Origin of the sequence: Amycolatopsis sp. NBRC 101858, assembly GCF_030269325.1 — a bacterium.
Lineage (GTDB): Bacteria > Actinomycetota > Actinomycetes > Mycobacteriales > Pseudonocardiaceae > Amycolatopsis > Amycolatopsis ponsaeliensis.
The window spans coordinates 483648-501179 of sequence record NZ_BSTD01000005.1; the positions used below are offsets into that span (position 1 = coordinate 483648).

Annotated in this window: 17 protein-coding genes; 9 read left to right on the forward strand and 8 right to left on the reverse strand. The window is 71.4% G+C overall.

Annotation, left to right across the window (positions count from 1 at the left end):
* The first annotated feature begins 4 nt into the window (after positions 1-4).
* From alr to QSK39_RS36430, 4 genes are read left to right on the forward strand one after another with little or no spacing between them, the layout of a single operon-like run.
* On the forward strand, positions 5-1135 hold the full coding sequence (gene alr, locus QSK39_RS36415; protein WP_285482368.1) for an alanine racemase: 1131 nt from the start codon (positions 5-7) through the stop codon (positions 1133-1135).
* Complete coding sequence (locus tag QSK39_RS36420) at positions 1132-2229, forward strand: alpha/beta fold hydrolase (protein ID WP_285482369.1); 1098 nt, start codon at positions 1132-1134, stop codon at positions 2227-2229. The genes alr and QSK39_RS36420 overlap by 4 nt, the downstream gene beginning before the upstream one ends.
* Entirely contained in the window at positions 2226-2687 is a 462-nt protein-coding gene (gene tsaE / locus QSK39_RS36425; RefSeq protein WP_285482370.1) for a tRNA (adenosine(37)-N6)-threonylcarbamoyltransferase complex ATPase subunit type 1 TsaE, read from the forward strand. The genes QSK39_RS36420 and tsaE overlap by 4 nt, the downstream gene beginning before the upstream one ends.
* Positions 2684-4474, forward strand: coding sequence for a KAP family P-loop NTPase fold protein (locus QSK39_RS36430; protein WP_285482371.1), 1791 nt, complete (start codon positions 2684-2686; stop codon positions 4472-4474). The genes tsaE and QSK39_RS36430 overlap by 4 nt, the downstream gene beginning before the upstream one ends.
* Here QSK39_RS36430 and QSK39_RS36435 read toward each other — a convergent pair.
* Together QSK39_RS36435 and QSK39_RS36440 are read right to left on the reverse strand one after the other, a co-directional pair.
* The gene (locus QSK39_RS36435; RefSeq protein ID WP_285482372.1) at positions 4458-5786 is read right to left on the reverse strand and encodes a carboxyl transferase domain-containing protein; all 1329 of its coding nucleotides are present in this window, start codon (positions 5784-5786) and stop codon (positions 4458-4460) included. The genes QSK39_RS36430 and QSK39_RS36435 overlap by 17 nt on opposite strands.
* Complete coding sequence (locus QSK39_RS36440) at positions 5779-7203, reverse strand: acyl-CoA synthetase (protein WP_285482373.1); 1425 nt, start codon at positions 7201-7203, stop codon at positions 5779-5781. Before QSK39_RS36440 ends, QSK39_RS36435 begins: the two co-directional genes overlap by 8 nt.
* A 99-nt stretch (positions 7204-7302) precedes the next feature.
* Here QSK39_RS36440 and tsaB point away from each other — a divergent pair, with 99 nt between their 5' ends.
* The 3 genes from tsaB to tsaD are packed head-to-tail and all read left to right on the forward strand — an operon-like array spanning position 7303 to position 9490.
* Positions 7303-7968, forward strand: a complete 666-nt coding sequence (tsaB, locus tag QSK39_RS36445; RefSeq protein WP_285482374.1) for a tRNA (adenosine(37)-N6)-threonylcarbamoyltransferase complex dimerization subunit type 1 TsaB — start codon at positions 7303-7305, stop codon at positions 7966-7968.
* Positions 7965-8444 carry a ribosomal protein S18-alanine N-acetyltransferase gene (gene rimI, locus QSK39_RS36450; protein WP_285482375.1) on the forward strand — a complete coding sequence of 160 codons (480 nt, stop codon included), beginning with the start codon at positions 7965-7967 and terminating at the stop codon, positions 8442-8444. Before tsaB ends, rimI begins: the two co-directional genes overlap by 4 nt.
* Positions 8444-9490: a tRNA (adenosine(37)-N6)-threonylcarbamoyltransferase complex transferase subunit TsaD gene (gene tsaD, locus QSK39_RS36455; RefSeq protein ID WP_285482376.1), complete on the forward strand. Its 1047-nt coding sequence runs from the start codon at positions 8444-8446 to the stop codon at positions 9488-9490. The genes rimI and tsaD overlap by 1 nt, the downstream gene beginning before the upstream one ends.
* Here the strand turns inward: tsaD and QSK39_RS36460 are convergent.
* From QSK39_RS36460 to QSK39_RS36480, 5 genes are all read right to left on the reverse strand, one after another.
* Entirely contained in the window at positions 9487-9708 is a 222-nt protein-coding gene (locus tag QSK39_RS36460) for a hypothetical protein (RefSeq protein ID WP_285482377.1), read from the reverse strand. The two genes, tsaD and QSK39_RS36460, sit on opposite strands and share 4 nt — an antisense overlap.
* Entirely contained in the window at positions 9705-10874 is a 1170-nt protein-coding gene (locus QSK39_RS36465) for a hypothetical protein (protein ID WP_285482378.1), read from the reverse strand. Before QSK39_RS36465 ends, QSK39_RS36460 begins: the two co-directional genes overlap by 4 nt.
* A gap of 112 nt (positions 10875-10986) precedes the next feature.
* The gene (gene wecB / locus QSK39_RS36470) at positions 10987-12138 is read right to left on the reverse strand and encodes a non-hydrolyzing UDP-N-acetylglucosamine 2-epimerase (protein WP_285482849.1); all 1152 of its coding nucleotides are present in this window, start codon (positions 12136-12138) and stop codon (positions 10987-10989) included.
* A 93-nt stretch (positions 12139-12231) separates the two neighbouring features.
* Positions 12232-12411 (reverse strand): LAXTG motif-containing small protein, encoded by a 180-nt coding sequence (locus QSK39_RS36475; protein ID WP_285482379.1) that lies wholly within the window; start codon positions 12409-12411, stop codon positions 12232-12234.
* Positions 12412-12422: 11 nt separating this feature from the next.
* Entirely contained in the window at positions 12423-13190 is a 768-nt protein-coding gene (locus QSK39_RS36480) for a choice-of-anchor protein CoaP (RefSeq protein WP_285482380.1), read from the reverse strand.
* Positions 13191-13553: 363 nt separating this feature from the next.
* On the opposite strand from QSK39_RS36480, the gene xrtP reads away from it, so the two are divergent.
* Positions 13554-14063, forward strand: coding sequence for an exosortase P (gene xrtP / locus QSK39_RS36485; RefSeq protein WP_285482381.1), 510 nt, complete (start codon positions 13554-13556; stop codon positions 14061-14063).
* Complete coding sequence (locus QSK39_RS36490) at positions 14060-15436, forward strand: XrtP-associated glycosyltransferase (RefSeq protein WP_285482382.1); 1377 nt, start codon at positions 14060-14062, stop codon at positions 15434-15436. The genes xrtP and QSK39_RS36490 overlap by 4 nt, the downstream gene beginning before the upstream one ends.
* A gap of 19 nt (positions 15437-15455) precedes the next feature.
* On the opposite strand, the gene QSK39_RS36495 is transcribed toward QSK39_RS36490, so the two are convergent.
* Positions 15456-17327: an N-acetylmuramoyl-L-alanine amidase gene (locus tag QSK39_RS36495; protein WP_285482383.1), complete on the reverse strand. Its 1872-nt coding sequence runs from the start codon at positions 17325-17327 to the stop codon at positions 15456-15458.
* Between the last annotated feature and the right edge of the window lie 205 nt (positions 17328-17532).

Consider the following 17532-nt stretch of genomic DNA (forward strand, 5'->3'; position numbering starts at 1 on the left):
CGCTATGTCCTCCAGTTTTCCCCATGAGCGCAGCCCCCGCGCCCAGGTCGACATCGACCTCGACGCGATCCGCCACAACCTCATCCTGCTGGGCGCCCGCGCGCCCGGTTCCGAAGTGATGGCCGTGGTGAAGGCCGACGCCTACGGCCACGGCGCGCTGCCGGTGGCGCGCGCCGCGGTCGAGGCCGGCGCCGGCTGGCTCGGCACCTGCTCGCTCGGCGAGGCCCTCGCGCTGCGTGAAGCCGGGATCACGACCCGCCTGTTCAGCTGGCTGGACGTTCCCGAGGTCGACTTCGCCGCGGGGATCGAGGCGAACGTCGACCTCGCAGCGAGTTCGCTGGGTGAGCTACGCCGCATCGCGGCCGCCGCGACAGCGGGTACCCCAGCTCGTGTGCACCTCAAGATCGACACCGGGCTCTCGCGCAACGGCTGCCCGCCCGCCCGCTGGGCCGAGCTGGTGGAAGCGGCGGCCGCCGAACCGCGGGTCGAAGTCGTCGCGATCTGGTCCCACCTCGCGTGCGCGGACGAGCCGGACCACCCGGCGACCGACCTCCAGGCCAAGCGGTTCGCCGAGGCCTACGACGTCGCCCGCGCGGCCGGGCTCGACCCGAAGCGGCACCTCGCGAACTCCGCGGCCCTGCTCACCCGGCCGGACCTGCACTTCGACGTCGTCCGGCCCGGGATCGCGATGTACGGGCTCAACCCGGTGCCGCAGGCCGAAGACCTGCGCCCGGCCATGAGGTTCCGGTCCGCGGTCGCGCTGGTCAAGCGCGTCGAAGCCGGTGAATCGGTGTCCTACGGGCACACCTGGACGGCGTCGCGCGACACGAACCTCGCGCTGGTGCCGGCCGGGTACGCCGACGGCGTCCCGCGGTCGCTGTCCGGCCGGATGGACGTCTGGCTGGGCGGGCAGCGGCGGCCGGTCGCCGGGCGCGTCTGCATGGACCAGCTGGTGGTCGACTGCGGGGACTTCGAGCCGGCCGTCGGCGACGAGGTCGTCCTGTTCGGCCCGGGGGCGAACGGCGAGCCGACCGCCCGGGAATGGGCCGACAAGCTGGGCACCATCGACTACGAGATCGTCACCTCGATGTACCGCCCGCGGGTCCGGCGCCGGTATCTGGGAGAGCGCTCGTGACACCTTCACGTCGACTGCTGGCCATCGCCGGCGGGGTCGGGGCCATCGCCACCGGGACTGCCGCCGCCGCAATCGTCGCCGCGCAGCAGCGGCGGCACAGTGAGGATCCGTACGTGGACGAGCCGCTGGGGGAGCTGAAGCCGGACCGCACTTCCACGGTCGCGGCCGAGGACGGCACGCCGCTTTCGGTCGAGGAGATCGACCCGGAGGACGGCGGCAAGCCTGAACTGACTGTCGTGGGCGTGCACGGCTTCGCGCTTTCGCGGCGCTGCTGGCACTTCCAGCGTCGCGACCTCGCGACGCTTCGCCTGCCTCGCGTGCGTCAGGTCTACTACGACCACCGCGGCCACGGCCTGTCCGGTGCGGCGTCCGCGGAGAACTCGACGATCGAGCAGCTGGCGCGCGACCTCGACGTCGTGCTGCGGTCCGTGGTGCCGGACGGGCCCATCGTGCTGATCGGGCACTCGATGGGCGGCATGGTGATCATGGAGCTGGCCGCCGAGTTCCCCGAGCTGTTCGAAGAGCGCGTCGAGGGCGTCGCCTTCATCGCGACCGCGGCGGGCGAAGTGGGCGCACGCGGGTTGCCGCGTTCGCTGCTCTCGAAGTACAACCCGCTGACGCGCGCCGCCGGCGGTCTCGCCGGCTGGCAGCCCGGGCTGGTGGAGTTCGTCCGCGCCGCGGGCGGGCAGCTGACGCGCCAGGCCGTGCGCCGGCTGGCGTTCGGCAGCCGCGACGTCGCGCCGCGGCTCGTCGACTTCATGCTCGAAATGCTCGAGGTGACGCCGGTCCGCGGGCTCGTCAACTTCGTCGACACACTCGGCAGCCACAACCGGTACGCTGCGCTGGCCGGGCTGAAGCACGCGGAAGTGCTGGTCATCGGCGGTGATTCGGACCGGTTCACGCCGTTCTCGCACGCCGAGCGGATCGCGGCCGAGCTGCCCGACGCGGAGCTGGTGCGCGTCCGCGGCGCCGGCCACATGGTCCAGCTCGAGCAGCCCGAGCTGGTGAACAGCCATCTGATCGATCTCCTGCAACGCTGTTCCGGTGCGGACGGCGAAAACTCGTCCCGGCGAACCTGGTGGTGGCAGCGTTGACGTTCGTTTTTCCGACCCCCGACGACACGATGGAGTTCGGGCGGTCACTGGGCCGTTCTCTGCGAGCGGGTGACCTGGTGTTGCTCGCCGGGCCTCTGGGCGCGGGCAAGACGACGCTGACCCGCGGCATCGCGGACGGCCTCGGCGTGGGCGGGCGCGTCAGCTCACCGACGTTCGTCCTGGCCCGCGTCCACCCGGCGGGCCCGGCGGGGGTGCCGCTGGTCCACGTGGACGCGTACCGCCTGGGCGGCGACCTGTCCCAGCTGGACGACCTCGACCTGGACACGGACCTCGAGCGTTCGGCGATCGTGGTCGAGTGGGGCGAGGGTTCGGCGGAGCGGCTGTCGGCGGACTACCTGGTGGTCCGGCTGGACCGCCGCGAGGACGACGTCCGCGAGGTGACGCTCGAACCGCACGGCTCGTGGGCCGACCGGACGCCGGAGCTGATCCGCGCGTGAGCCCGGCACGACAGTTCGTCGTGCTGAACGACGCGCCGTTGGGGGACGGCGCGGACGAGGACCTGCTCAAGATCACCCAGGTCGCGCAGGGGCTCGCCGGTCTCATCGTCGATTCGCGGGAGTCGGCGCCGTTCACCCTGTCCGTCGACGCGGCGTGGGGGATGGGCAAGAGCAGCCTCCTGCACCGGCTGGAGACGACGCTCGCCGCCGAGGCCGCGGTGTCGACGGTGTGGTTCAACGCGTGGACGTCCGGCAAGGCCAGCGCGCTGGAAGGCCTGATCAAGTCGGTGCTGCTGGGCTTCGACCGCAACGTCATCCGGCGGGTCCTGCGCTCGATGGCGAAGCGCGCCCACCTGCTCGGCGGGGTGCGCGGGCTGGTGCTGCTGGCGGGCAGTTTCTTCGGCCTCGGCCGGGTCGTCGACGAGGTGTGGCAGCGCATGTCGCTCGACGCCCAGGCCCGCAACCAGATCAAGGGCGTCCTGCGTGACGCGTTCGGGGCGTGGCTGGCGAAGAGCGGCACGCCGGGCGGGCGGCTGCTGGTGGTGTTCGTCGACGACCTGGACCGGTGCGCGAGTGAACGCGTCGTCGAGGTGTGCGAGGCGATCAAGCTCTACCTCGACGTGCCGGGCATCGTCTTCGTGCTGGCGTGCGACCAGAGCGCGCTGTGGCGAGCGGTCCAGGAGTCCGCGGGCGTCGGCGATCCCGCGGCGGCGGTGGAGTACCTGGAGAAGATCGTCCAGATCAGCTACCGCATCCCGGCGCCGTCACCGGAGCAGGCGCTGAAGCTCGTGGACGGCTACCTCGACCGGTCGAAGACGAGCGGGTTGTTCGACAAGCCGCTGAAGGACCTGATCATCGAGCGGTCCGGTCGCAACCCGCGCCGGATCAAGCGGCTGATCAACAGCTTCGTGCTGGAGTACCACCTCAACCGCTCCTGGGACGCGATCGGGCTGGAGAACCTGGTCAAGGTGATCATGCTCCAGCACTTCTACCCGGCCTTCTACCGCCGGCTGACCAACCCCCGTCACCTCGGCCTGGTCACCGAGTTCCTGGCGTACAAGGACTTCCGCACGGAGGTGAAGCAAGGCGGCACGGTGACCCCCGCCGATTGGGCGGCGTTGTTCGGCTCGAAGGGGCTGCGGCCGCCCCAAGGCGGACCGGACGAGCTGCACGAGCTGGAGGGGCAGCTGCCGCCCGAGTTCCCGGCCCTCGCCGGGGACCGGGACTTCGTGGCGTTGCTGGAAAGCTTCGGCCGGGCCACCGAGAGCGTGCTGGAACAGCTGCAACGCCGACCGCTCGCGGTGACCCAGGTGCCGGACGACCGGCCACCGGTGCCGCTCCTCGTTCGGCCGATGGCGTCCCGGCGGTCCGGCCGCGTCCGCCTCCCGGTGGGTGAGCCGGCGCGGTCGGCCCTGCGCGGCCTTCGGATCCTGTGGGTCGACGACCAGCCGCCGAACAACCGCGGCCTGGCCGACTTCCTCGTTTCGAGCGGCGTCCAGGTCGACATCGCGGTCGGCTGGGCCGAAGCCTGGGAGGCGCTCGACCGCCGGCGCCCGGACGCGCTGCTGTCGGACTTCCGGCGGGGCACCGACGACGACGCGGGTATCGACGACCTGGGCAGCTTCCGCCGCGAAGGGTACGACGGTCCGGTGCTGTTCTTCTCCGGGAAGGTGCCGGGCTTGGCACTGCAGCACCGGATCCGCGAGCTGCGTGCCGACGGCCCGACGAACGACGAAAACGAGGTCGTGCGCTGGCTGGAGGAGCTGGTCGCTAACCGGCCGGGCTGACCACCGCCCGCGCCACGCCCAGGTCCACCAGGTCCTGGGGCCGCAGGTGCAGCTGGTTCGCGATGGCCGGGACCTCCGAAGCCGGCCGCTTCAGGATCGCCGCCGCGGCCTCCGGGGACGTCACCGAGAAGTACGCGTCCGGTGCCACCCACGTCGACCCTTGTGCCGCGAACGCCAGCGCGCCGCCCGAGCCGCCTTCGCCGATCACCAGTGTCGTCACCGGGATCGATGCCGTCGCGACCGCTTCGAACATCGCCGCGATCGCGCCGCCCGCGCCCGCCTGCTCCGCTGCCGCGTCGTTGGCCGCGCCCGGCGTGTCGACCAGGGTCAGCACCGGGATGCCCAGCCGCGAAGCCAGCTTGACCAGCCGCGCCGCCGTCCGGAAGCCCGCCGGCAACGTCGGTGTGCCGCACTGGGCCGCGTACGCGATCGTCCGGCCGTCGCGCCAGCCGAAGCCGCACGACACCCCGGAGTCGACGCCGCCCGCGCGGTCGCCGCTGACGTCCGAGCGCCAGTCGAAGTACGCGTCGAGGTACTCGACGGCCCGCGGCCGGCGCGGGGACCGTGCCGCCTCGACCGCCTCCCAGCCCGTCGACGGCAGCGAAGCCGAGCGCAGTGCGGACGGCGGGGGAGCCGCCGCCGAGGAACGAGCCGTCAGCAGCCGCAACCACCGCTCCAGCACGGCGCCGAGTTCGTCGGGCGACACCAGAGCGTCGACCTGACCCCACTCGTACTTGGCCTCCGCCGTGTACGCCTCGGGCGAACCGGCCGGCCGCACCCGCGAACCGGCGAAGCCGACCTGCGCCTCCGGCAGTGCGAGGATGACGTCGGCGCTCGCGCCGAGCGTCGCCCAGCCGCCGCCGGTCGTCGGGTCGCGCAGCACCGAGATCTGCGGGATGCCCGACGCCCGCGTCAGCGCCGACGCCCGTGCCACCCGCTGCAGCTGCATCAACGCGCGCATGCCCTGCTGCATGCGGCTGCCACCGGTCGAAATCAGCGAAACCACCGGCAGCCGCGCATCGCGCGCGTGCGCGAACGCCGCCTCGATCCGGTCGCCGGTGCGCTGCCCGAGCGAGCCCCCGAGGAACCCGAACTCGAACGCGACCAGCACGGCCTCGACGTCACCGACCTTCGCCGTCCCGCAGACGACGGACTCCTTCTCACCCGTGCGCTCTTCGGCGGCGGAGCGTGCTTCGCGGTAGCCGGGCCAGCCGATCGGCCCGTCGGCCGGCTCGTCACGCAACGGCGTCGGGAATTCCACGAAGTCGTTGGCGATCGCGCCGACGATCTCGCGCGCCGGCTGCCTAGTCACCGAGCGCCCGCTTCATGACCTTGCCCATGTCGTTGCGCGGCAACGCGTCCAGGTACCGGACGACCCGCGGGCGCTTGTGCGGCGCGAGCAGCTTCGCGACGTGGTCGGCCAGCTCGTCGGCCGCGGGCGGCTCGCCGGAGGGCACGATCCACGCGACGATCCGTTCGCCGAGGTCGTCGTCCGGCTCGCCGGTGACGGCCGCCTCCGCGACGCCGGGGTGTTCGAGCAGCGCGTTCTCGATCTCGCCGGCGCCGATCTTGTAGCCGCCGCTCTTGATCAGGTCGGTCGCCTTGCGCCCGACGATCTTCACGTACCCGTCGGTGTCGCGCGTGGCCATGTCGCCGGTGCGGAACCAGCCGCCGTCGAACGCGGCTTCGGTCGCGTCCGGGCGGTTGAGGTACTCGGTGAACAGGTTGGGCCCGCGCACCTGGATCTCGCCGACGGTCTCGACGTCGTCGATCGCCTCCCCGGCGTCGCCGACCAGCCGGAGTTCGACGCCACGCAGGGGGACGCCGACCGTGCCGGGCTTGCGCTCGCCGTCCGCGCGGACGCTCGTGTTCATCAGCGTCTCGGTCATGCCGTAGCGCTCGACGACCTGCTGGCCGGTCGCCGCGGTGATCCGCTGGTGGTCGTGCACCGGCAGGGCCGCGGACCCGGAAACCAGGAGCCGCGCACCCTTCAGGGCGTCCGCCAGGGCTGCGTCCGTGGCGACCTCGCCGGCGATCCGGTGGTACATCGTCGGGACGCCGAACAGCATGGTCGCGCCGGCCGCCAGTTCGCGCGCGACGCCCTCGGTCGAGAACCGGCCGAGGTGGTGCACCGAGCCGCCGCGGCGCAGCGGGCCGAGGATGCCGAGGATCAGGCCGTGCACGTGGAACAGCGGGAGCGCGTGCACCAGGACGTCGCCGTCGGTCCAGCCCCAGGCGTCCTCGAGCGCGTCGAGCGTCGTCGCGATCGACCGGCGGGGGAGGACGACGCCCTTCGGCGGCCCGGTGGTGCCCGAGGTGTAGACGATCAGCGCGGGCGCCTCGGGGTCCGGCTCCGGCGCGAGTTCCGCACCCGCGCCGGTCAGCGGGATGTCGAGCCGGGGGAGGTCCGCCAGCCCCGCGGGCAGCTCGACGCCGGGTTCGGCGAGGACCAGCTGCGGCTCGCTGTCGGCGAGGATGTGCGCCAGCTCACGCTCGCCGATCTTCGGGTTGAGCGGCACGGCCGGCACACCGGCCAGCAGCGCGGCGACGACGGCGACGCTCGTGTGGATGGTCGGGGTCGCCCAGACCGCGACCCGGCCGCGTGGCAGCTCGGCCGCGAGACCGCCGGCCACTGCGGCGAGCTCCTCGTAGGTCAAGGCTTGTTCGCCGAACCTGAGGGCTTCTTTGCCCGAACCTGACGTGAGAGTGGGGAACAACGGGTCGGGCACCGCGGGGACCTCCCAGTGTCGGACGCGTCTCGCACGTTACCGTGCTGATCGGTCCCCTGCAGCAAGCCGTCGAAGACCCTGGTCGTACGCTTGCTCACCGTGTTGGTACTGGCGATCGATACCTCGACCCCGGCGGTGACCGCGGGCGTCGTCGCGGTGGACGGCGACGGGGTCGAGACGCGCGGCGAGCGCGTCACAGTGGACCCCCGCGCCCACGGCGAGCTGATCATGCCGCACGCGCTGGCCGCCGCCGAGGCCGCCGGACTGTCGCTCAAGGACCTCGACGCGATCGTCGTCGGCGTCGGTCCCGGCCCCTTCACCGGCCTGCGTGCCGGGATGGCCACCGCCGCCGCGCTCGGGCACGCCCTCGGCCTGCCGGTGTACCCGGTCTGCAGCCTCGACGCGCTGGCCGCCGACGTCGCCGCGGGCGACAGCGCTTTCCTCGTCCTCACCGACGCCCGCCGCCGCGAGGTCTACTGGGCCGCCTACGACGCCGCCGGCAACCGCACCGACGGCCCGCACGTCCAGCGTCCCGCCGACCTGGAAACGGACATCAAGGTCGCGGCCGGCGACGGCGCGGTGCTGTACACCGCCGCGCTCGACGTCCAGCCGATCGAGCCGCGTTTCCCGTCGCCCGCCGGGCTGGTGAAGGCCGCGCGGAGCGCGTTGCTGGCGAAGGAAACGCCGGCGCCGCTGACGCCGCTGTACCTGCGGCGTCCCGACGCCGCCGAGCCCGCCGCGCCGAAACGGGTGACCGCGCCGTGAGACTCGAGCCGCTGCGCCGCCGGGACATCGCCCGGTGCGTCGAGATCGAGCAGATCCTCTTCCCCGGCGACGACCCGTGGAGCGCGCGCGCCTTCCATTCCGAGCTGGACATGGGCAACTTCTACCTCGCCGCGCGCCCGGACGAGACCGACGAGCTGCTCGGGTACGCCGGGCTGGCCGTCGTCGGGCGCCGCCGCGGCGAGTACGAGGCGACCGTGCACACGATCGGCGTCGCGCCCGAGCACCAGCGCCAGGGCATCGGCAAGGCGCTGCTGCGGGCGCTGCTGGAGCGGGCCGACGAGTTCGAGGCGCCGGTGTTCCTCGAGGTCCGCACGGACAACGACTCGGCTCTCGCGCTGTACGAGAGCCACGGCTTCGAACGGCTCGGCATCCGGAAGCGCTACTACCAGCCTTCCGGCGCCGACGCGTACACGATGGTCCGCCCGGCGCGGACGCGAGACGAGGTGGCGGGCTGATGTCGCGCATCATCATGGGCATCGAGAGCTCGTGCGACGAGACCGGCGTCGGCCTGGTCCGCCTGCACGACGACGGCGCGGTCGAGCTGCTCGCCGACGAGGTCGCCTCCAGCGTCGAGCAGCACGCCCGCTTCGGCGGCGTGGTGCCCGAGGTCGCGAGCCGGGCGCACCTCGAAGCGATGGTCCCGACGACTTCGCGCGCCTTCGAGAAGGCGGGCCTGAAACTGTCCGATGTGGACGCCATCGCGGTGACGGCGGGGCCGGGCCTGGCCGGCGCGCTCCTCGTCGGCGTCTCCGCGGCGAAGGCGTACGCGACGGCGCTGGACGTGCCGCTCTACGGCGTCAACCACCTGGCCGGGCACATCGCCGTGGACACGCTGCAGCACGGGCCGTTGCCGACGCCGTGCCTGGCGCTGCTGGTCTCGGGTGGGCACACGCAGCTGCTGCGCGTCGACGACATCGCGTCGTCGATCACCGAGCTGGGGTCCACTGTGGACGACGCGGCCGGCGAGGCGTACGACAAGGTGGCGCGGGTCCTCGGCCTGCCGTACCCGGGCGGGCCGCCGATCGACAAGGCGGCGAAGAACGGCAACCCGGCCGCGATCGCCTTCCCGCGCGGCATGACCGGCCCGCGCGACGCGAAGAACGACTTCTCGTTCTCCGGCTTGAAGACGTCGGTGGCGCGCTGGGTCGAAGGCGCGACGCGGCGCGGCGAGGAGATCCCGGTGGACGACGTCGCGGCGTCGTTCCAGGAGGCCGTCGCGGACGTGCTGACGATGAAGGCGATCCGAGCGGCCAAGGAGCAGGGGATCGGCACGATCGTGATTTCGGGTGGCGTGGCGGCGAACTCGCGGCTGTCGTCCCTGGCGGCCGAGCGCTGCGCGGCGGCGGGCATCGAGCTGCGCGTGCCGCGGCCACGGCTGTGCACGGACAACGGCGCGATGATCGCGGCACTGGGCGCACACGTGGTGGCAGCCAAACGCCCGACGGCGCCGCTGGACTTCAGCGCGAACCCGGCCCTCCCGGTGAGCGTGGTTTCGCTCTAGCCACCTGCCCCTCGGCTCCGCGGCAGCCGCAGGCGGTCGAGGAGATCGACGTGCCACTGCCGGAGCAAGGTCACGAGATCCGCGATCCGCTGGCCGCGGTCGGCCGAGAGGAACGGCAGCACAGTCAACGCCGGCACCAGAGCCAGAGTGAAGATCAGTAGCGGTAGCACCAGGGCGCCGTAGATGATCAGCCGCGCGGCAACTGAGGCGGAGCTCATCCGTCCTGCTTCCGGTCGCGGCGCTGCTGGGTTCGGATGGTTCGCTTGAGCCGGCGAAGCAGGGCGGCAGCCTCGGAGTCACTCAAGTTCTCGAGCCGGGCCGATTCGGTCCAGGTCATGCCCTCGGAAACTCGCCAAACGATCCGCCGCTGCTGAGGGGTGAGAATCTGCCGAACACCGCGGACGGTGTCGCGGCTGACGATGCTCTCCTCGACGCCGGCGAAGCCGGTCAGCGTTTCGACGCGACGGATCACTCGCCCGTCCGCCAACGTGATCAACTCGTCTAGACTCGAGATCGGCCGTCCGCCGATCTCGTGCTGCGACTCGGCTTTCCACGCACTTCGGGTCGTGGAAACGTCGGCGCGGAAGGCCCTTAGCACTTCGTCGTAGTCTTCGGCGGTGATGGGGGGCAGTTTTCCCTCCGCGTACTTGAGGAGTACGTCGGCGACCGCTTCCAGGGTGGCTGCTCGCAGCTGGGGTTGTGGCTTGAAGCCCAGCCAGCCGAAAGCGAAGTCCGCCAGTGCCGAGTGGCCACCACTGCTGTTGAGGTAGGTCTGTCGCGCACGCTCCGCGGCGAGCAGGAAGAGCCGGTACAGGAGCTTTCCGTCCAGGTCCGTTGAGTCGGGAGCGCACCGGAGTGCCGCCGCGCTCCTCCGGGTCACGGCGAGCTGGAGTGCTTCAGTTGCCCGAGTGCGGTGGGGCTGCAGCAGCGGCGCGATCCACGGTGGCACCCGTGAGTACCGGCCGACCAGGATCTCCGGATCCTGTTCCCGCAGACTTTGGGACAGCTCCATCGCCGCCGTTCTGAACGACTCCGTGGCTTTCACGACGTGTGCCTGAGCCTGAGCCATATCAGGGATGGCGAGTTCGAAGGCGGTCCGCTGCGCCGGTGGGTGGTCCGGGCTGAGAGCGAAGCTCGAAATCCGGTCGGTCAGGAGCTGAAGCGTCGGAGTCAAGTCCTGTGTTCTGCTGATGAGCTGCTCGAGCCGCCACCGCGCCGAGAGCGTCACATAGTCCTGTTGGGCCGACTTGAGCAGTGCTGCGGTCTCGGGCGGCACGTTCGCCCGGACGTGAGGCTCGGCTTTGGCTTCCGACTCGGCGGACCCGGCCGGCCGCGTCTCGCGTGGCACCTGCCGATGTTTGTCGTCGCTCGTCGTTCCCCGCACCTTGGCCTCCCGGTCACCACGCCATCCAGTTCCACCTCATAGCCGCGAGAGGAGGCTGATTTTCACACGGCTCTTCAGGTTCACTCGAATGGAGCAGATGTCGCTGGCGCGCCTAGGAAGCCGCGGCGTGCTTGTGGGCCGGGGAGCCGACGCCCAGGAGCTCCTCGATCGCCGCGACCGCCAAGGCTGCCGCATCGCCTTCGCCGTAAGGGTTTCCGACCTGCGCCGGGCGTAGTTCGCCGTTCAGCAACCGCGCGGCCGTGTCGGCGATCAGTTCCGTGTCCGTGCCCACCAGCCACGCGCACCCCGCCTCCACGACCTCGACCCGCTCGGTGACGTCGCGCAGGACCAGCACCGGTGTGCCGAACGTCGGCGCCTCCTCCTGGATGCCGCCCGAATCCGTCAGCACCAGCGACGCCAGCCGCAGCGCGCGGACCAGGTCCGGGTACTCCAGCGGGTCCGTCACGGTCACGCGCGGCACGCCCTCCAGCGCGGCCTCCACCTGGCCGCGGACCTGCGGGTTCGGGTGCGCCGGGAACAGCACCTGCACGTCCGGGTGCTCGGCGACGATCAGCTGCACCGCGGCCAGCGTCCGCTCCAGCGGCTCACCCCACGACTCGCGCCGGTGCGACGTCACGAGCACCAGCCGCTCGCCCGCCTCCGCGATCTCCATCTCCAGCAACGCCAGCGCCGTGTCGCGCGCCGGGAGGTCGCGCGCCGCGATCTCCAGCACCGCGTCGACCACCGTGTTGCCCGTGACCGCGATCCGTTGCCGCGCAACGCCTTCCGAGCGCAGTTCGGCCGCCGCACGGAGCGTCGGGGCCAGGTGCAGCGCCGCCAGGCGGGACACCATCTGCCGCGCGCCCTCCTCCGGGAACGGCGCGGTGAGGTCGTGCGTGCGCAGCCCGGCTTCGAGGTGCACCACCGGGATGCCCAGCCAGAACGCGGCCAGCGCGCCGGCGAGCGTCGTCGTGGTGTCGCCCTGCACGACGAGCGCGGCCGGGGCGAACCGGCGCAGCGCGTCGTCGAGGGCCGGCAGCAGGCCCGCGACGAGCTCCGCCTGGCCGCCGGTCACGCGCGGCGGCACGTCCAGCCACGCGTCCGCGACCAGGCCGAACGGCGACAGAGCCTGCTCGACCATGCCCGCGTGCTGCCCGCTGTGGACCAGGATCGGCCGCAGGGCCGGGTGCGCGTCCATGGCCAGTGCCAGCGGCGCGAGCTTGAGCGCTTCCGGGCGGGTCCCGGCCAGCAACATCACATCCACCCCGCGGTGCTCCTTCTCCACGTAGTCCAGTGTCCAGGAAATTTCCACCGATAGGCCGCCGGCGTGCGAGGGGCGCACGCCGACGGCCGTTTCTCAGTCCCGCGCCCGGGAAAGGCGGCGGTTGCGGCGGTGGACGGCGATCAGCGCGATGGTCCCGAGCAGGACCAGGAGCACGCCGACGGCCAGCCACCACCCGACGTCGGCTCCGGTGGCGGCGAGGGTGCCCACCCCGCCACCGGCCACGCCGACGCCCGCGCCCGGCATCTTGTACATGCGGGCCTCGCTCAGACCTGGGCGGAGCGGCGGCGGAGGATGCGCGTCCCGACCGGCACCGCGATGGCGCCGAGCAGGCCGAGCCCGATCCACAGCCCCGCGCCGGACGCCAGCGGCATCGGCGGCGCGGCCGGGCCGCAGGTCGCCGACGACACGATCACGTCACCCGAGCCGAGCGCGCCGACGACGCCGCCGAGCAGCTTCACGTGGAGGGCGTTGACGGTGAGGCTGCCGTCGTCGTTCTTGATCTGCTCGTTGAGGATGATCGTCGCGACGTTGACCACGCCGATGGCCACCTTGATCTGGGTGTTCGGCGCCGGGTTGGCGTCGACCGCGCCGATGCTGCCGAGCTTCGCGTCGGCCAGCGTGCTGCTGCCCTTCACGCCCTCCTGGGTGGCGGTGCAGACGGCTTCGACGGACTTCACGCCGACGTTTCCGAGCGCGGCCTTGAGCAGCGGCAGGCCGACGTCGGCGGTGGTCGCCTTCGCCGTCACCGCGCCGGAGTTGTCGTCGCGCTTGGCCTCGGCGGTGATCACGCCGGCGGTCAGGATGCCGGCCGCGGTCGCGCTGGCCACCGTGCTCGTCGTCGGCCCGGCGGTGCTGGCGGCCGCGAGCGGGCCGACCTTCACCGCGGGCTGGCCGAGCAGCGTCACGTCGACCTTGACGCCGTACGCGGAACCGTCGCCGGGGGCGGCCGAAGCGGGGGCCGCGCCGGCGAGCACGACGCTCGCCACGACCGCGGCGAGCAGCCCGCCACGGCGTACGAGGGAGCTCTTCATCAACTGATCCTCCGAATTCGCTGAGTTTCCCGGGTGAAAGCGTGACCACGGGCGCGGATCGATCCTGCCTGCCTCGATTCGGCACGCGAATCGACTATCGCCAAGACCGCCGCGAATAGCACACAAAATTTGGTGGATCACCGGATCGGGTAGTGCTTTCGGGTGTCTTCGCAGGTCGAATCCGACGTCACTCGGACGGCCTAGCAAGTTCGCGGCCGAAACTGCCGAATGGCCGCTCAAACCCCACCTCCGGGTGGAACGGCGGGCCCGTCATGACTTACGCTCGCCCGGGGTCCGCAGCTTGATCGAAGAATCGACACCGAGAGGACCGTCGTGGCCGTAGCGAGCGCTCCGAACTCAGGCATGGCGAAGTTTCCGCTGGTCATCGCGCTCGGTGCGCTGGCCGCCGCGGGGGCCGCGCTGGTGCTGGCCGAGCGGTTCTACCGCGAACTGGAAGTGCGCCTCGCCGGCGCAATCCTCGACGTGATCACTACATCGGGTGTTTATGTGGCGCCCGATCGGGAGTCCGTTTACTTTGGGTTGAGTGGCGCTACTCCGTTCGGGTTGAGAATGACGCCGGAATGTTCCTCGGCGTTCCTTTTGCTGCCACTGCTCGTTGTGACGATGGCGATGCTGTACTTCCGGCCCGCCAATGCGAAGCGGCTCCTCTTTTCCCTCGGCATTTCCGCGCTCGTCGTCGTGCTGGTGAATCAGCTGCGCATTCTCACGATCGTCGGGCTGGTGCACGAGTTCGGCACCGACGAGGGCTACTACTGGGGCCACACCCTGCTCGGCTCGATGGTCAGCGTGCTCGGCGGCGCCGTCTCGCTCGTCCTGTTCGTCTGGCTGGCCACGCGGAAGAAGAAGGCATGAGCGTCAAGGTCCTGCTGGCGATCACGCAGGCGTTCGCGCTGACGATGAGCGTGGCGTTCCTGGTGTACGTCGTCCTGATCGTCGTGCCGTACCTGCGCCGCAAGCCGGCCCCGGTGGGCGACCCGGCGGACTTCACGTGGCACTTCTTCGTGCCGTGCCGCGACGAAGAGTCCGTCATCCGCGAGACCATCCGCTACCTGCGCACGACGTTCCGCAAGGCGCACGTCTGGGTCGTCGACGACGACTCCGACGACCGCACCGCCCGCGTCGTCCGGATGCTGTGGCGGCGGCACGGCGGCTACGACCCGTACCTGCACCTCGTGCCGCGCGTCCGGCCCGAGGCCCGCACCGGCAAGGGGGACGCGCTCAACGCGGCCTACCGGGCCCTGAACGACTGGATGGGCCCGGAAGCGGCCCGCGACGACGTCGTGGTCGTGGTGGTCGACGCCGACGGCCGCCCGGCCCCGAACTGCCTGGAGGTCTGCGCGGCGGACCACCTCTTCGGCGACGCGGAGATCGGCGCGGTCCAGCTCGACGTCTGGATGAGCAACGTCGAGACGCCACCGCCGTCGCGCAACCCGGTCGGGCGCTGGTTCGGCCTCAAGCTCGCCCAGCTGCAGGACCTCGAGTTCCGGACGGCGATCGCGGCGATCCAGACGTCCCGTGGTTTCACCGGCACGATCTCCATGGGCGGCAACGGCCAGTTCACCCGGCTCACCGCGCTCGACTCGATCGCCGGCCCGGACGAACAGCCGTGGCGCGGCTCGCTGCTGGAGGACTTCGAGCTCGGCGTCCACCTGCTGACCGAGGGCTGGCGCACCGGGTTCACGCCGGATTCCCATGTGGCGCAGGAAGGTCTGTACAGCCTGCGGCGGTTCCTGGTGCAGCGCACGAGGTGGGGCCAGGGCACCATGCAGTGCGCGCGCTACCTGCGGCGGATCTGGGACTCGCCGCACGTCAGCACGCTCGGCGCCGCGGAGATGATGTACTACCTGGCCCAGCCGTGGCTGCAGCTGCTCGGCTCGCTGCTGTACCCGATCCCGTTCATCCTGCTGGTGGCGAGCACGGCGGGCGATCCGGCGCAGATGTGGACGTGGTTCACCGGCGGCGCGTGGATCCTCTTCGCCATCTACGGCTCGTTCGGGCTGCTGCCGTTCCTCGTCTGGGGCCCGATCTACCAGCTGAAGTGCTTGCGCAGCAAGAACATCCTGCGCGGGATCGGGATGGGCTTCGCCTACGCGGCGTACATCTACACGTTCTACGTGACGTCGTGGCGGGCCTTGTTCCGGCTCGTCCGCGGCCGCAACGGCTGGGCGAAGACCCGCCGCAACACCGAACAGGCGGCCGGGGCGAAGGTCGCGCTCGACGCGTGAGCGCGACCTCCGCTTCCGGTCAGAACGCCGGGACGATCCGGACGTCGTCCGCCTTGACGAACGCGATCCGGTGCCCGAACTGGATCTGGACGTACCTCAGCTTGCCCTTCACGACCACGTGGTCGGCCACGTCGAACGTGGTCGCCGAGTAGTACTCCGAGCCGACCGTGCCGGCCGAGGAGTACTTCTGCCCGGCTGCCAGCGTGTACGGCAGCGGCGTGATGGCCTGCACGGTGACGTTCGCCGGGTAGGCCTCGGGCTCGGGGTAGGCGCGGCCGTAGACGGGCACGGTCGCGAGGCCGGGCTTCGGCGTCACGACCCAGCCGATCGCGGGCTTGGCGACGCGGGCGCCGCGCGGGTTGTGGAACCAGCCCTTCTGCCCGAGGTACCAGATCGCGGTCCAGTCACCGCGGACTTCGGCGACGGCGTACTGCTGCCCGGTCGCGACGCGGCTGCCGACGTCGGAGACGTCCATCGTGGACGCCGTGCCCTTCGGGTGCAGGCCGATGTCGACGAGCAGCGGTGACGTCTCACTGGGCTCCGAGTGCAGCACGACGGCCTCGGAACCCCTGGGCGCGCAAGGCGTTCCGGCGGTGTCGCAGCCGGTGAAGACCGGCTGGTTCTTCGCGAAGTCCGGGTCGATGGTGACCAGCGACGAGCCGGGCAGCCCGAACCCGCCGAGCGGCGCGCCCAGCAGGTCGAAGTAGTGCGACCAGTCCCAGTAGGGCCCCGGGTCCCAGTGCATTCCGGCGATGGTCGACGGGACCGTGCCCGGGACGTTGTCGTGGCCGATGATGTGCGCCCGGTCGAGCGGGATGCCGTACTTGCGCGCGAGGTAGCCGACGAGCTTCGAGCTCGACCGGTACATCGCCTCGGTGTACCAGGTGCCCTTCGCGGCGAAGCCCTCGTGCTCGATGCCGATGGACTTCGCGTTGACGTACCAGTTGCCGGCGTGCCAGGCGACGTCCTTGGTCGGCACGTGCTGCGCGATCAGGCCGTCGTTGGAGCGGATGGTGTAGTGCCAGCTGACGTACGTCGGGTCCTGCGCGAGCTTGAGGACGCTGTCCCAGTAGCCCTCGGTGTCGTGGATGACGATGTGGTCGATCTTCTGGCTGACCGGCCGGTTGGCCAGGTCGTGGTTGCCGTAGTCGTCGTTCGGCAGCTCCTGGTAGGGAGCGGGAACGGACTCGCAGGCCACGGTCCGCGGGCACTCGACGTTCGCCGGGTTCCCGGGGTGCTGCGGGGTCTTCACGTCGGGGGACGCGGCGAGGGTGACCTGCTGGCCGTCGTCGGTGGTGCGGCTCATGCCGGTCTTGATGGTGTCGAAGACCTCGTCGGCGAAGGCCTGCGCGGCGTCTCCGGTGGACCCGCTGTACCGGGCGACCGCGTCGTACCAGTCGGTCTGGCCGGCGTGGTACTTCGCGAGGAGAGCTGCGCCGCCCCGGATGTTCTGGGTGGGGTCGGTCCGCAGCGTCTCGGCGTTTTGGCCGGTGAGCTGCGCGGCTTCGTCGATCGTCTGCAGCCCCTGCGGCGGGGCGGCGGGCCCGGCCTGCGGGTGCAGTGCCGGGCGGGCGTCGTCGCCGCGCGGGTCCTCGGTGCCTTCGTCGTGGTGGCTGGTCGCCACCCCGGCCTCGCGCACGTCGGTGAGGTGCATCGGGCCGTAGCCGGCGGAGGTGCTGGGCGTTCCCGCGTTGAAGTCCCAGCGGGATTCGAGGTAGGAGACGCCGAGGAGGACGTTCTGCGGGACGCCGAACTCGGACGCCGCGGCCGCGAAGTCGCGTTGGCGCTCGCTGGTGGTGTCGGCTTGGGCCGGAGTGGCCAGTGCGGTGATCAGTCCGGCGGCGGTGATGAGCGCCGCGGATCTTGTCAGGGGACGGGTTGACATGGGCATAAACCCCCAGGGTTCTGGTGCCAGGTGGTGAGAACCTAACCAGAAACTCACGCCGGGGGTAAGGGCGGTGACCGCTCCTCGTCTTCGATTGTTCAGCACAGGAGAGTCGGCCTCAAGGGCGCCTTCGGCGTCGCTTCGCGATGAGCTTCGCTCACCCTTGACCCCGGCTCTCCGGTGCTGACTGCGGCTGGGACGAGGGGCGGGG